Consider the following 14187-nt stretch of genomic DNA (forward strand, 5'->3'; position numbering starts at 1 on the left):
CGCCCGGGTCAGTTGAGGGTGTCGGGGTCCGGGCCCGTGCGCATGCCGCGGTCGAGCGCGGTCAGCGCGTCGAGGTCGTCGGCGGACAGCTCGAAGCCGAGGACGTCGAAGTTCTCCCGGATCCGCGCGGGGGTGGCGGACTTGGGGATCACGATGTTCCCGATCTGGAGGTGCCAGCGCAGCACCACCTGGGCGGGTGTCCTGCCCAGGCGCCGGGCGATCTCCGTGATCGTCGCGTCCTTGAGCAGCGCGCCCTGCGCCAGCGGGCTCCATGCCTCGGTCGCGATGTCGTGCTGGGCGTGGAAGTCGCGCAGCACGGCCTGCTGCAGGCCGGGGTGCAGCTCGATCTGGTTCACGGCGGGAACGATCCCCGTCTCGTCCAGCAGCCGCTGGAGGTGGGCGGGCTGGAAGTTGGACACGCCGATGGCGCGGGTCCTGCCGTCGGCCAGCAGCTTCTCCAGCGCGCGCCAGGTGTCGACGTAGCGGTCGCGCTCGGGGGTCGGCCAGTGGATGAGGTACAGGTCCACCTGGTCGAGGCCGAGCTTGGCCAGACTCGTGTCGAAGGCGGTGAGGGCCGCGTCGTACCCCTGGTCGTCGTTCCAGAGCTTGGTGGTGACGAACAGCTCGTCGCGCGGCACCCCCGAGGCGGCGAGCGCGCGGCCGACACCGGGCTCGTTGCCGTAGACGGCGGCCGTGTCGATGCTGCGGTAGCCCGTTTCCAGTGCGGCGAGGACCGCGTCGGTGGTCTGTGCGTCGTCGACCTGGAAGACACCGAAGCCGAGCTGCGGGATCTTGACGCCGTTGTTGAGGACGACGTGGGGGACGGAGGTCATGGTGTTTCCTTTGCTTCCGGTCCGGTCCGCCGGACCGGCCTGTCGGGTGTGGTTCTCCGGAGAGGCGGAGAAAGGGGAGGGAACGGACACACCGGCTCTCAACGTACCGACGCCGTCGCCGTCGCGCGCTGCGGGCGTCCGGCAGTCGGCGTACGGCGCTCCAGCGCCGCCGAGACGACGGCGAGGACGAGCGCGGAGGCGGCCAGCGCGGCGCCCACCCAGTTCGGGGCGGTGTAGCCGTGTCCGGCGGCGATGACGAGCCCCCCGAGCCACGCGGCCAGCGCGTTGCCCAGGTTGAACGCGCCGATGTTGACGGCGGACGCCAGGGTCGGGGCGGCGGACGCCTGGTCGAGGACGCGCTTCTGGAGCGGGGGTACGGTCGCGAAGCCTAGGGCCCCGATCAGCACGAGCGTCACGGCGGCCGTGACCTTGTTGTGGGCCGTGAGGGTGAACAGCGCCAGGACGACGGAGAGCGCGCCGAGGGAGACCTGGAGCAGCGGCATCAGCCGGCGGTCGGCCAGCCGTCCGCCGATCAGGTTGCCGCCGACCATGCCGAGGCCGAAGAGCACCAGCAGCCAGGTGACCGACGTGTCCGCGAATCCGGCGGCCCGGGTCATCATCGGGGTGATGTAGGTGATCGCGGCGAAGACCCCGCCGAAGCCGAGCACGGTCATCGCCATGGCGAGGAGCACCTGTACGTTGCGGAAGGCGGCCAGTTCGTGGCGCAGCCGTACCCCCTCGGCCCGGGGCTGCTCCGGTACGAACCGGGCGATGCCAGCGAGCCCCAGCACCCCGAGCCCCGCGACGGCGAGGAAGGTGACCCGCCAGCCCGCGCTCTGGCCGATGAAGGTACCGAGCGGTACGCCGACGACATTGGCGACGGTCAGCCCCGTGAACATCATCGCGATGGCGCCGGCCTTCCTGCTCGGCGCGACCATGTTCGCGGCGACGACGGAGCCGATCCCGAAGAACGCCCCGTGGGCGAGTGAGGCGACGACCCGGCCCGTGAGCATCACCCCGAAGGTGGGGGCGAGCGCGGAGAGCGTGTTGCCCGCGACGAAGAGCCCCATCAGCAGCATCAGCATCCGCTTGCGGGGGATCCGGGTGCCGAGGACGGTCATCAGCGGCGCGCCCACGACCACCCCGAGCGCGTAGCCGCTGACCAGGAAGCCGGCGGTGGGGATCGGCACACCGTAGGCGTCGGCCACCTCGGGGAGCAGCCCCATGATCACGAACTCGGTGGTCCCGATCCCGAATGCGCCGACGGCCAGCGCGAGGAGCGCGAGTGGCATGGATGTCACCTTTCCGGACGACGGCCCGAACGATTGCGTGAGCTTCTTACAAGCGTCGACAATACTTGCAGGCGCCGACTACTTGCAAACGCGCTCTATTGCAGAGGTGTCCTATCCTGGGTCTTCGACCCGTACGCAGGAGGAAGCCATGACCGCCACGGACACCGCGCTCACCGGGCTCGCCCAGGGCTGGTGCGCGCTCTCACTGCTGCACGGCAGGATCGAGACGCACATCGAGCGGGCGCTCCAGACCGGGCACGATCTCAGCGTCCGCGAGTACTCCCTGCTCGACGTCCTCAGCCGCCAGCACGACGGCGAGGGCGGTCATCTCCAGATGAAGCAGGTCGCCGAGGCCGTCGTCCTCAGCCAGAGCGCGACCACCCGGCTGGTCACCCGGCTGGAGGACCGGGGGCTGCTCACGCGCTACCTCTGCCCGACCGACCGGCGCGGCATCTACACCAATGTGAGCGAGGCGGGACTGCGGCTGCTCGCCGAGGCGCGCCCCACCAACGACACCGCGCTGCGCGAGGCCCTGGACGAGGCGGCGAAGAACCCCGAACTGGCCCCTCTCGTGCGGGCCGTCGCCTCGCGCGGCGCCGCCGTCTGACCTGCGAAGAGCCGGGCGGGAGACCCTGTTCGGGTCTCCCGCCCGGCTCTTCGCCGACGGTGCGCGTCGGGCTCCTCCCGAGCGGATACCGGCGGATACGGGGTGGATACAGGCGGACGCGGTCAGCCGCGCCGGGCGCCGCCGTCCTTGCCGTAGCGGCGCTCGAAGCGCTCCACCCGGCCCGCGGTGTCCACCACACGGCCGGTGCCGGTGTAGAAGGGATGGCTCGCGGAGGAGATCTCCACGTCGATGACGGGGTACGTGTTCCCGTCCTCCCACTCGACGCGCCGCTCCGACTCCGCGGTGGAGCGCGTCAGGAAGGCCACTCCCCCGGCGCGATCCCGGAAGACGACCGGACGGGAGACGGGGTGGATACGAGGCTTCATGCGGCATTCCTTCCTCGGTGGTCCTGGGCATTCAACGCCGGATGCGGAACTGAATGTCATGTCCGTCAAGCGGCACATCCGTGTAACGCGACGCCCCCCGGCGGCATTCCCGCCGGGTCACCGGGGCGGGAACACGGGACACTGGGCCCGACGGAATGCGATCACGGCCCGCCGGGTTCTCCCCTTCGGATCCGCGCGGCCACACGGCGCGAGCGCGGCGAACAGGAAAGTGGGCGTCAGCCATGGGCGAGTTGATCCTGGTACGGCACGGGGAGACCGCCTGGTCCCTGTCCGGACAGCACACCAGCTACACCGATCTGCCGATGACCGGGCGCGGCGAGGACGAGGCCCGTTCACTGGCGCCGCTGCTGCGCGAGCGCCGTATCGGCGTCACGTTCGTCAGCCCCATGGCCCGCGCGCGGCGCACCGCCGAGCTGGCCGGTCTCACCCCGTACCGGGTGGAACCGGATCTGCGGGAGTGGAACTACGGAGGGTACGAGGGCATCACGACCGTCGAGATCCACCGCACACGCCCCGACTGGGACCTGTGGACCGACGGTGTCGTCCCCGGCCCCGCCGATCAGCCCGGCGAGGGCCCCGGCGAGGTGGGGCACCGCGCCGACCGCGTCCTCACCGAGGCGCTGGCGGCGCTGGACTCTGCGGACGGGGCGGATGTCGCACTCGTCGCACACGGACACTTCCTGCGGGTGCTGACCGCGCGCTACCTCGGGCTGGCGCCCGCGGCCGGCGCGCTGTTCCGGCTCGCGACCGGCACTCTCTCCCGGCTGGGCACCGAGCACGACCGCCCGGTGATCACCGCCTGGAACCTCGCCCTGCCCGGGGGCGGGGACACCACGGCGCCGCACGCGCGGGAGGCCGCCGCCTGACCCCGCCCCGGTGGGCGCACGGCCGGCGACGGCCCCGTACAACGCGGCGGGCGCCGGCCCGGTGGAGGTGAGTCCACCGGGCCGGCGCCCTGTTCCCCGGTTCAGGAGGGAAGGATGTTCTCCGCCTGCGGGCCCTTCTGGCCCTGCGTGACGTCGAAGGTGACCTTCTGGCCCTCCTGCAGCTCACGGAAGCCGGAGGTCGCGATGTTCGAGTAGTGCGCGAACACGTCCGGACCGCCGCCGTCCTGGGCGATGAAGCCGAAGCCCTTTTCCGAGTTGAACCACTTCACTGTTCCACTGGCCATGATGAGTCTCCAATTCAAGGGACGCATGGTTCCCGCACGGTACGGGAACCGGAGGTGATCGCCTTGGTCCTTAGAGACGCTGAACAGCACAAACGCCCGTGACGGCACGTCACGGGCGAGCGGTACTTCGGAACCACGACAGCTTGATCAAGACGCTACAGGGCGCGACGCGATACAGCCACAGAAACGACCAACTCTTGCGTCCGCGCCGCGCGATCGGACCGCGTTCGGCCCACAATCACCCTTTCGCCCCTACCAGCGTCCGTGGACCGAGGCGCGCAGACGGCGGTCGTACAGCTCCCGTACCGCGTCCAGGGTGGCGGGCGGCAGGGGCGCCTGCGCACCGGCCGCGGCGTTGGCGCGGACCTGCTCGACGGAGCGGGCGCCGGGGATCACGCTGGTGACCCCGGGCTGCTGCGCGATCCAGCGCAGCGCGGTCTGCGCGGGCGTCGCACCCTCGGGCGCCAGCCCGGCGAACTCGACAGCGGCGGCCAGCCCCGTCCCGTAGTCGACGCCCGAGAACGTCTCGCCCTGGTCGAACGCCTCGCCGTGCCGGTTGTACGAACGGTGGTCGTCGGCGGCGAAGACCGTGTCCTTCGTGTACCGGCCGGAGAGCAGCCCCGAGGCGAGCGGCACCCGCGCGATGATCGCGGCACCCGCCGCGCGGGCGGCCGGTACGACCTCCTCCAGCGGCTTGGTCCTGAACGGGTTGAGGATGATCTGCACACCCGCGACACCAGGACGCGCGAGGGCGGTGAGCGCCTCGGCGCAGGTCTCGACGCTGACGCCGTACGCCGCGATCCGCCCCTCCTCGACCAGGGTGTCGAGCGCGTCGAAGACCTCGTCGGACGCGTACACGGGCGTGGGCGGGCAGTGGAGCTGTACATAGTCCAGCGTGTCGACCCCGAGGTTCGCGCGCGAACGGTCGTTCCAGGCGCGGAAGTTCGCCAGGGTGTAGTTCTCAGGACGCTGCTCGGCCCGCCGCCCCATCTTGGTCGCGACGAACACCCCGGTGTCGGGGCGGTCCTTCAGATAGCGGCCGATGAGCCGCTCGCTGCGCCCGTCGCCGTACACGTCCGCCGTGTCGAAGAACGTGACACCCGACTCGACCGCCGCGTCCAGGACGGCGAAGGCGTCCGATTCGGCCACCTCGCCCCAGTCCGCGCCGAGTTGCCACGTACCGAGTCCGACGGCGGAGACGACCCGCCCTGTCCTGTCCCACGCGCGCTGCTCCATGCGGATCATGCTACGGCGTCACGAAGCCGAAAATAATTTTGCGGACCGTGCATTTTTGCATACCCTGCACGATGTGCAGAGTGAAGGTGCGGCGCCCGGTCTCCGTGAGCGCAAGAAGCAGGCCACCCGGACGGCGTTGTCGGAGGCCGCCGTGCGGCTGGCGGCCGTGCACGGGGCGGAGAACGTCACCGTGGAGGCGATCAGCGAAGCCGCCGGGGTCTCCCCGCGCACGTTCTTCAACTACTTCGACAGTCATGACGACGCGTTCGTCATGATCGACCGCACCGTGGGAGAGCGGGTACGGCGCGCGGTGCGCGACGCGCCCGCCGGGCTGACCGCCATAGAAGCGGTGCGCGAGGCGCTGGCCACCGAACTGACCCATGTGGAGGAGAGCCAGGAGATCTGGGCCCTGCGGAGCACGGTGCTGCACCGCTCGCCCCATCTGCTGCTGCGCGGCATGGGCGCCCATGTCGCCGAGGAGTACCAACTGGCGCGGACGATCGCCGAACGGCTCGGCTCGCCGCCCGCTCCGGAGCCGGACTCCTCCGAGGCACCCGGCACCGGGAAGGCACCGGCCTCGCCGGAATCCTGCGCCAAGGGCCCGGACACCTCGCATCTCGGCCTCTACCCCCGGCTGCTCGCCGCGGTCGCCACCACGGCCGTACGGGTCGCCATCGAACACTGGTGCGCCCAGGGCGACTCGGACTCCTTTCCCGACACCTTCCGGCGCGTCTTCGGCCATCTCGCCGACGGACTGACCGAGCCGCCGGCCGACGGCTGATCTCCCAGACGCACATGCCTCGAACCGAATGAATACGAAGAAGGACACCGTGAGTGCTACAGAGGCGCCGGAGCAGGCGCCGACCTCCATGACCAACCGTCAGATACTCCAGGCCATGTCCGGTCTGATGGCCGGGATGTTCGTCGCGATCCTGGCCGGCACGGTGGTGGCGAACGCCCTGCCCCGTATCATCGCCGACCTGCACGGCAGCCAGTCCTCCTACACGTGGGTGGTCACCTCCGAGCTGCTCGCCATGACGGCGACCGTGCCCCTGTGGGGCAAGCTCTCCGACCTCTACAACAAGAAGCTGCTGCTCCAGCTCTCCCTCTCGCTGTTCGTCGTCGGCTCGCTGCTCGCCGGCTTCTCGCAGGGCGTCGGCCTGCTCATCTTCAGCCGGGTCGTCCAGGGCATCGGCGCGGGCGGTCTGACCGCCCTCGCCCAGATCGTGATGGCCGCGGTCATCCCGCCGCGCCGCCTCGGCAAGTACGCGGGCATCTTCGGCGCGGTCTTCGCCGTCGGTACGGTCGCCGGGCCGCTGGTCGGCGGTGTCATGGTGGACACCTCGTGGCTCGGCTGGCGCTGGTGCTTCTTCATCGGGGTGCCGTTCGCGCTGGCCGCGATCCTGATGCTGCAGCGCACGCTGAAGCTGCCCACGGTCCGCCGTGAGGTGAAGATCGACTACCTGGGCGCGTTCCTGATCGTCGCGGGCGTCAGCGCGCTGCTCATCTGGACCTCCCTGGCGGGCAACAGCTTCGACTGGATGTCCTGGCAGACCTTCGCGCTCACCGGTACGGGCGTGGTGCTGCTGGTGGCCGCGGTCTTCGTGGAGGCCCGGGTCCCCGAGCCGGTCATCCCGCTGGACATCTTCCGCAACCGCACCGTCACCCTGACCACCGTCGCCAGCCTGCTGGTCGGTGTCGCCATGTTCGGCGGCACGGTCTTCCTCTCCCAGTACTTCCAGATATCCCTGGGCAAGACCCCGACCGTCGCCGGTCTGATGGGTCTGCCGATGATCCTCGGACTGCTGGTCTCGTCCACCGTCGCCGGACAGGTCATCAGCGCCACCGGCAGGTGGAAGGTCTATCTGGTCGCGGGCGCCGTGATCATGACGGCCGGTCTGGGCATGCTGGCCACCATCGACGCCGACACGAGCTTCGGACTGCTCAGCCTCTACATGGCCGTCCTGGGCGTCGGTGTCGGCCTGCTGATGCAGAACCTGGTCCTGGTGGCGCAGAACGATGTGCCGGCCTCGGAGCTGGGCGCGGCCACGTCCGTCCTGTCGTTCTTCCGCAGCATGGGCGGCACGATCGGTACGAGCGTGCTGGGCGCCGTCCTGGCCAACCGGGTGGCGTCCGAGATGACCAAGAGCCTGGGCGGGAGCGGCGAGGCCGCGGCCGGCGGCTCGGGCGAGAGCGCCGTACCGGACATGACGAAGCTGCCCGCGCCCATGCGGGAGATCGTGGAGCACGCCTACGGGGTCGCGACGGCGGAGCTCTTCCTCGTCGCCGCGCCGTTCGCCGCGCTCGCGCTGGTCGCGGTGGTCTTCATCAAGGAGAAGCCGCTCAAGACGACCAGCGGGATGGAGCGGCTCGCCGAGGAGGCCGAGGCCGGCAGGCAGGGCGGGGAGGGCGTCGAGAAGACCCCGGCCGCCCCGGTGAGCTGACCGGACTCCACCGGCATCCGTACGGGGCCGGGGGACGGGCGGGGAGAGATCCCCGCCCGTCCCCCGGCCTTTCGCGTCAGTGGGGCGCGGCGGCCAGGGCGCGGCCGCGCGGGGCGCCCACCCCGAGGTTCTGGTGGATCTCGGCCGTGGCCGTCGAGCGGTTGAGGGTGATGTAGTGCAGGCCGGGGGCGCCCTCGGCGAGCAGCCGCTCGGCCATCACCGTGGCGTACTCGACGCCGATACGGTGGCCCTCCTCGGGCTGGTCCTTGGCCGCTTCGAGCCGCCCGGCCAGCTCGTCGGGGAAGCGCGCGTCGCTGAGCTCCGCGAAGCGGCGGATCTGCCGTACGTCCGTGGCGGGCATGATCTCCGGGATGATCGGCGTGGTGCAGCCGGCCGCCACGACCCGGTCGCGCAGCCGCAGATAGTCCTCGACGTGGAAGAACATCTGGGTGATGGCGTAGTCGGCGCCCGCCCGGCACTTGGCGACGAAGTGGCGGATGTCGCTCTCCCAGTCGGCGGAGCGCGGATGGCGCTCGGGGAAGGCCGCCACGCCCACCGTGAAGTCCCCGAGCTCCCTGATCAGGGTGACGAGTTCATCGGCGTGGGCGAAGCCCTCCGGGTGGGGCACCCAGGCGCCGCGCGGATCGCCGGGCGGGTCGCCGCGCAGGGCGAGTACGTCGCGGATCCCGGCGTCCGCGTACTGGCCGACGATGTGGCGCAGCTCGGCCACCGAGTGGCCGACGGCGGTGAGGTGGGCGACCGGGCGCAGTGTCGTCTCGGCGGCGATGCGCTTGGTGACCTCGATGGTCCGGTCGCGCGAGGAGCCGCCGGCTCCGTAGGTCACGGAGACGAAGGACGGCGCGAGCGCCTCGATCCGGCGGATCGCGTTCCACAGCGTGCGTTCGCCCGCCGCGGTCTTCGGCGGGAAGAACTCGAAGGAGTACGAGGGTCCGTCGCCGGCCGGCAGGCCGCGGGAGCTCTGCCGGGCGTGGTGGGGACGGTCCGCGGTCTCTGCCGCCATGGAGAGGGTCCTTCCTGAAGTCGCTCGGTGCGTGGACGCGTACGGTCCGCACACACTAGCCGTGATACGCGTCCGTCCGCGGGCATGACCACAGTCTGATCACCCGCGTCGCGGACCTGGGCAACCGGCCCCGGTCCGCGCGGAGTTCGGCCCGGTACGGGGCGGTGGCGGCATGGTCACGAAGCTCTCCCCCGTACGCGCTCCTCAGGGCGCCACAGCACCGCCTGTTCCTCGACGACCTCCAGATAGGCCGCGGCGCGCTGCTCGGCGGCGGGGCGCCGCGCGGGCGGGAGACCGCGCAGGGCACGGCGCCGGGAGCCCCGGGTGAGCAGGTCGGGCGAGAGCGGGGTCCCCGGGGAGAGCAGGAAGGCGCGGGCCCGGCGCCGGGCCCGGTGGCGCAGCACGAGGTAGAGGGTGAGGGCGATGAAGAGGTTGACCGCCACCTTGGTGGCGAGCCCGGCCACGGAGTCCAGCAGCGGCGCGTCGAACAGCCAGTGCATGAACATCGCGGTGAGTACGCAGGCCGCCGCCGGGGCGATCCTGCGGCGTACGGGGCGGTCGCCGTGCGCGAGCAGGATGCCGACGCCGGTCCCGGCGACGGCGGTCATCGCCCAGTGCGAGCCGAGTCCCGTCACCACGACCCGGGTGACGAAGGACTGGCTGACGTCGGCGCTCCCCCGCACTCCCCCGCCGAGCAGGATGGCGTTCATGGCGTACGTCCAGTTCTCCATGACCTGGAAGCCGAGCCCGGTGAAGGCGCCGAGGAAGAACCCGTCCAGCGGGCCCCGTACCAGCGCCGGGGCCGCGAGGGCGATCAGGGCGACGCCGGATACCTTGATGAGCTCCTCGTTGAGCGGTGCGGTGAGCGCGGCGCCCCACTGCGAGCCGAAGTCGATCCCGGCGGACTTGTACCAGATGCCCTGGAGCCCGGTGTTGGCGACGACGGCGCAGCCGGCCGCCGCGGTGGCGCCCCAGAGGACGCCGCTCCAGGCCCAGCCGGCCGGCGGCGGCCGGAACGGGCGGACCCGCCCGAGGAGGGCCGTTCCGACGCTCACGGTGAGCGCCAGCAGGACAAGGGCCAGCAGCGCGGAGCCGGGGAAGACCCGGACGACCGGGGCGAATCCGTGGAGGAGCAGCAGGAGGCCGAGCAGACACAGGACGGCGAAGGCCCAGTGGGCCGGCCGGCGTCTCCAGGATCCGCGTACCCAGGCGATCAGGGACCGGAGCCGGGAGGCCGCCGGGGGCGCGGTGGCGGGCGCGGTCATGGCGTCCCCTGGGGAAAGGTGAGGCCGCGGGCCATGGACATGGCGTCGGCGACCGCGCCGGGCGTGGCCCCGGGCCGCGCGAGCACGACGATCTCGACGGCGTAGCCCCGGCCGGGCGGCAGCCAGAGGGTGGCCGAGCCCGCCCGGCCGCCGCCCGTCAGACTCCCCGACCGCCCGACGGCTCCCCGGGCGCCGCTGATCCGGCGCCCGGCGCCCAGCCGGCTGCCGCTGTCGGCGACGGACTGGACCTTGCGCAGTCCGCCCCACAGCGCGCCGGGGTCCCCCGTCCCGGTGAGGGGGACGTAGCGGGCCGCCAGGTCGACGCCGTCGCGGGAGAGCGCGTACGACATGTCCGGGTCGCTGGACGACTTGCTGAGCGCCCAGCCGTGACCCGTCACCCGGAGCACGGCGACCTCGTCGTCGGGGCCCAGCACCAGGGCGGTCCCCGCCGGGACCCGCTCGCGGTCGCCCAGGACCCCGTCGATCAGCGGCCAGCCGGCCGTCAGCGCGGCGATGACGAGCACCACCCCGAGGACCGCGCGCCGGGGCCGCGCGCGGCTGCGGCCGGCGCGGGGCGGGTCCTCGGCCGGGCGCCGGGTGGCCGGTGCGGGATCCACCGGGTCAGGCGTCGTGGCGCAGCGGGGTGAGCTGCTCGATGTCGTAGCGCTCGCGCAGATCGGCGATGGCCGCGGGGTCGGGGGTGCCGCCCTCCTTGAGGATGTCGAGGAGTTCCTCGAAGTACCGTTCGTGGTCGGAGGGCGGGGACGCCTGGAAGAAAATCTTGGCGGGGGCGCCGCTCCGGTTGGCGAAGGCGTGCGGGCAGCCGGGCGGTACGACGATGACGGTGCCGGGGGTGGCGCGTACCGACTTCAGCCCGGACACGGACTCCCAGTGGCGCCAGTCCTGGCTGAACACCCGTGGTTCGAAGGCCAGGACGTCCAGTTCACCGTCGAGGACGTAGAACAGTTCCTCGCTGTGGGTGTGCCGGTGGGCGCCGACGTCGAACCCGGACGGGACGACGACCTCGAAGCTGGAGGACACCTGGGAGTGTGCTCCGGTGACCTTGAAGGTCACCTGCTGCGCCGCGGTGAGAATGGTGGTGCCTCCGCCCGGCGGGACGATCAGCCCCTCGGACGGCATCACATGGGTCATGCGGTGCTCCAGGACGGTGCGGTGCTCCAGGACAGTGGTGGGACGGTACGGGCGGGGGGGGGGCGCCCGGGGGGGGGGGGGCGCCCCCCCGGGGGGGGCGGCCGGGGGGGGGGGGGGGGGGGCCCCCCCCGGGGGGTGCGCCGCCCCGGGGTGACTACCGGCCCCGGGGCCGCCATAAATGGGGGGGGGGGGGGCGCCGGGCGGGGGGGGGGCCCCGGGGGGGGGGGGGGGGGTTGGGGGGGGGGGGGGCCGGGGGGGGGGGGGGGCCCCGCCCCGGTGGTTCGACGCGCGTCTGCCGGGCGTCGTCACCGCACGGATTCGGGCGCCGGTCAGGACGTGGCGCCGCGGCCCGCCGTCTCCAGCAGGCCGTGCCGGGTCGTGTCCAGCCCGGCGGACGAGCCGGCCCCCGTCCACCGCCCCAGCGCCATCTCGGCGGTGATCCCGGGCCCGAACCCGGCGACGATGCCGCGTGCCCCGTCGGCGACGACGCCCTCGTCGAAGAGGCGGCGTACGGCGTCGAGGACGACGGCGCTGGCGATGTTGCCGTACTCGGTGAGGGTGCCCCGGCTGAACCGGAACGCCTCCGGCTCCACTTCGAGGAAGCGGCTGAGGTCGTCCAGGATGCGGGGCCCGCCCGCGTGGATGATGTAGAAGTCGAGTCCGGCGGCGTCCCAGCCGTGCTGGTCGGCCATCGTACGGAGCGCGGGGGCCAGCGGTTCCATGGTGGTGGGCACACGCTTGTCCAGCAGGAAGTGGAATCCGGTGGCGCGGACGCTGTAGGCGATCCAGTCGGTGGTGTCGGGCACGAGGTGGGAGCCGTTGCGCTCCATCCTGATGCCGGTGCCGCCCTCGCCCCGTACGACGGCGGCGGCGACCGCGTCGCCGAACAGGCCGTTGGAGAGCAGCGAGCCGACCCCGAGGTCCGTCGGCTGGTAGCAGAGCGAGCAGAACTCGCACGCGACGATCAGCACATTGCTGCCGGGGTAGGCCCGGCAGAAGTCGTGTGCCCGGTTGATGGCGGCGCCGCCCGCCGCGCAGCCGAGCTGGGCGATCGGGAGCTGCCGGGTGTGGCCGGGGAAGTCCATGGTGTTGATCAGCCAGGCGGTCAGCGACGGCATCATGAAGCCGGTGCACGAGACGTAGATGATCATGTCGATGTCGGCGGGGCGCAGCTCGGCGTGGTCGAGGGCGCGCCGGACCACCTCGGGCACGCGCCGCTTGGCCTCGGCCTCGTACAGCATGTTGCGGTCCTCGAAACCGGGGTGGCGCAGCGTCTCCTCGATGGGCTGGACGATGTGGCGCTTGGCGACCCCGGTGTTCTCGATCAGCCGCAGCGCGAGCGGCAGTTGCGGATGGTCCGCGTGGAGCGAGCGCGCGAGAGCGAGGGTGTCCTCCATGGTGATCACATGTTCGGGGACCGAGACCGCGGGTTTGCACAGAGTCGCCACGACGCTCTCTCTCCTTCATTCGTGTTCGCTGTGAACTGGGGCCCACATGGGCCCACATTCAGGGCTGGGCCACTGCCCCGCAACCTGGGGGAAACAGGTGGCGGCAGCGGCGGGCCACCGGTCGGGGGACGGATCGGCGAGGGAACCGAGGAGCCGTCAGGATTCCACGCGCGACTACGGAACGTAGGGAAGGCGTCGGTGGGGTCGCCCGTTCAGGGGGTGGTGGATCCGCGTGGGCATCACCGGGGGCCGGACGCGGGAGGGATGGTCCCCATGGCGTTCTCGTGGTGTGCGTGCCGGGTTCCGGCCGGTGGCGGCGGTCGTCCGCGCGGCGTCGCCGCCCCCGTCACGGCGCCCGGCGGACGGCGGCGCACGCTCCGCGGGGCGTACGGCGCCGGGCGTGTCGCCGGCGCGGGGTGCGGGGTGGCCGGCCGGTGATCCTGCTGACCGGGGTCACCGGGACCGTCGGCCGGCTGGTGGCGGAACGCCTCGCCACCTCCGAGCCGGTACGGCTGCTCTCCCGGGATCCGCGCCGTCTCGCCGCGCTCGCCGGGCCGGGCACCGAGGTCGTGGGCGGCGACTTCGCGGATCCCGCCTCGCTGGCCGCCGCGCTGTCCGGTGTGCGGGCGGCGTTTCTCGTCACGTCGGACCCGCTCGCGCCCGTCCACGACGAGCACTTCGTCACCGCGGCCCGGCGGGCCGGCGTCGCCCATGTGGTGAAGCTGTCGGCGCGGGTGGTGGCCGAGCCCGACGCCCAGGACCTGATCACCCGCTGGCAGCGGAGCGCCGAGGACCTGCTCCGCGCCTCGGGCGTCGGCTGGACCTTCCTGCGGCCCCGGGCGTTCATGTCCAACACCCTGGGCTGGGCGCGTTCGGTCCGCGACGAGGGGGTGGTGCGCGCCTTCCACGGTGCCTCGCCCAACGCCACCGTCGATCCGCGGGACATCGCCGAGGTCGCCGCGCTGGCCCTCACCGGCGCCGTGCTGCCGGGACGCGCCCACCCCCTCACCGGCCCGGCGGCGATCAGCTCGGCCGAGCAGGTCGCCGTACTCTCCGGGCTGCTGCGGCGTCCGCTGCGGCTGGTGGAGCTGACCCGGGACCAGGCGTACGAGGGCCTGCTCGCCCGGTGGCCGCGCCCGGTGGCCGACGCGCTCCTGGAGGGCGCCGTACGCCAGGCTTCGGGCGCCAAGGCGCGGGTGGAGCCGACGGTACGGACGCTGCTCGGGCGCCCGGCCCGGCCCTACCGCGCCTGGGCCCGGGACCATCTCCCCGCCTTCGGGGGCTGACCCACCGGCCGGTGCCCGCGCACGG

The 14187-nt window shown here is 72.5% G+C and carries 15 protein-coding genes; 5 read left to right on the plus strand and 10 right to left on the minus strand.

Annotated features, from left to right (window positions below):
- Positions 1–8 precede the first annotated feature (8 nt).
- Together ACIO3P_RS01060 and ACIO3P_RS01065 are read right to left on the minus strand one after the other, a co-directional pair.
- Entirely contained in the window at positions 9–833 is an 825-nt protein-coding gene (locus ACIO3P_RS01060) for an aldo/keto reductase (protein ID WP_329822760.1), read from the minus strand.
- Positions 834–931: 98 nt separating this feature from the next.
- Positions 932–2125, minus strand: coding sequence for an MFS transporter (locus tag ACIO3P_RS01065; RefSeq protein WP_329822759.1), 1194 nt, complete (start codon positions 2123–2125; stop codon positions 932–934).
- Positions 2126–2273: 148 nt separating this feature from the next.
- On the opposite strand from ACIO3P_RS01065, the gene ACIO3P_RS01070 reads away from it, so the two are divergent.
- Complete coding sequence (locus ACIO3P_RS01070; protein WP_401849747.1) at positions 2274–2732, plus strand: MarR family winged helix-turn-helix transcriptional regulator; 459 nt, start codon at positions 2274–2276, stop codon at positions 2730–2732.
- A gap of 122 nt (positions 2733–2854) precedes the next feature.
- On the opposite strand, the gene ACIO3P_RS01075 is transcribed toward ACIO3P_RS01070, so the two are convergent.
- A complete protein-coding gene (locus ACIO3P_RS01075; protein ID WP_329822757.1) occupies positions 2855–3118 on the minus strand; it encodes a type B 50S ribosomal protein L31 in 264 nt (87 codons plus the stop codon).
- 242 nt (positions 3119–3360) lie between these two features.
- Here ACIO3P_RS01075 and ACIO3P_RS01080 point away from each other — a divergent pair, with 242 nt between their 5' ends.
- A complete protein-coding gene (locus ACIO3P_RS01080) occupies positions 3361–4005 on the plus strand; it encodes a histidine phosphatase family protein (RefSeq protein ID WP_401794707.1) in 645 nt (214 codons plus the stop codon).
- Between the two features lie 101 nt (positions 4006–4106).
- On the opposite strand, the gene ACIO3P_RS01085 is transcribed toward ACIO3P_RS01080, so the two are convergent.
- Both ACIO3P_RS01085 and ACIO3P_RS01090 read right to left on the minus strand, forming a co-directional pair.
- Positions 4107–4310 carry a cold-shock protein gene (locus tag ACIO3P_RS01085; RefSeq protein WP_041994569.1) on the minus strand — a complete coding sequence of 68 codons (204 nt, stop codon included), beginning with the start codon at positions 4308–4310 and terminating at the stop codon, positions 4107–4109.
- Positions 4311–4562: 252 nt separating this feature from the next.
- On the minus strand, positions 4563–5555 hold the full coding sequence (locus ACIO3P_RS01090) for an aldo/keto reductase (RefSeq protein WP_401849749.1): 993 nt from the start codon (positions 5553–5555) through the stop codon (positions 4563–4565).
- A gap of 55 nt (positions 5556–5610) precedes the next feature.
- Here ACIO3P_RS01090 and ACIO3P_RS01095 point away from each other — a divergent pair, with 55 nt between their 5' ends.
- Positions 5611–6327 carry a TetR family transcriptional regulator gene (locus ACIO3P_RS01095; RefSeq protein ID WP_401850182.1) on the plus strand — a complete coding sequence of 239 codons (717 nt, stop codon included), beginning with the start codon at positions 5611–5613 and terminating at the stop codon, positions 6325–6327.
- Between the two features lie 88 nt (positions 6328–6415).
- A complete protein-coding gene (locus tag ACIO3P_RS01100) occupies positions 6416–7990 on the plus strand; it encodes an MDR family MFS transporter (protein WP_329822788.1) in 1575 nt (524 codons plus the stop codon).
- A 76-nt stretch (positions 7991–8066) separates the two neighbouring features.
- On the opposite strand, the gene metF is transcribed toward ACIO3P_RS01100, so the two are convergent.
- The 5 genes from metF to ACIO3P_RS01125 form a co-directional block, all read right to left on the minus strand.
- Complete coding sequence (metF, locus tag ACIO3P_RS01105) at positions 8067–9011, minus strand: methylenetetrahydrofolate reductase [NAD(P)H] (RefSeq protein WP_329822754.1); 945 nt, start codon at positions 9009–9011, stop codon at positions 8067–8069.
- Between the two features lie 176 nt (positions 9012–9187).
- Entirely contained in the window at positions 9188–10276 is a 1089-nt protein-coding gene (locus ACIO3P_RS01110; RefSeq protein ID WP_329822753.1) for a PrsW family intramembrane metalloprotease, read from the minus strand.
- A complete protein-coding gene (locus ACIO3P_RS01115) occupies positions 10273–10893 on the minus strand; it encodes a hypothetical protein (protein ID WP_401849751.1) in 621 nt (206 codons plus the stop codon). The genes ACIO3P_RS01110 and ACIO3P_RS01115 overlap by 4 nt, the downstream gene beginning before the upstream one ends.
- A 4-nt stretch (positions 10894–10897) precedes the next feature.
- The gene (locus ACIO3P_RS01120) at positions 10898–11428 is read right to left on the minus strand and encodes a cupin domain-containing protein (RefSeq protein WP_329822751.1); all 531 of its coding nucleotides are present in this window, start codon (positions 11426–11428) and stop codon (positions 10898–10900) included.
- Between the two features lie 329 nt (positions 11429–11757).
- Positions 11758–12876, minus strand: a complete 1119-nt coding sequence (locus ACIO3P_RS01125; protein ID WP_329822750.1) for a type III polyketide synthase — start codon at positions 12874–12876, stop codon at positions 11758–11760.
- A 434-nt stretch (positions 12877–13310) separates the two neighbouring features.
- On the opposite strand from ACIO3P_RS01125, the gene ACIO3P_RS01130 reads away from it, so the two are divergent.
- Complete coding sequence (locus ACIO3P_RS01130) at positions 13311–14162, plus strand: NAD(P)H-binding protein (protein WP_401849753.1); 852 nt, start codon at positions 13311–13313, stop codon at positions 14160–14162.
- The last annotated feature ends 25 nt before the right edge of the window (positions 14163–14187 follow it).

This window comes from Streptomyces sp. NPDC087310 (assembly GCF_044744405.1).
Lineage (GTDB): Bacteria > Actinomycetota > Actinomycetes > Streptomycetales > Streptomycetaceae > Streptomyces.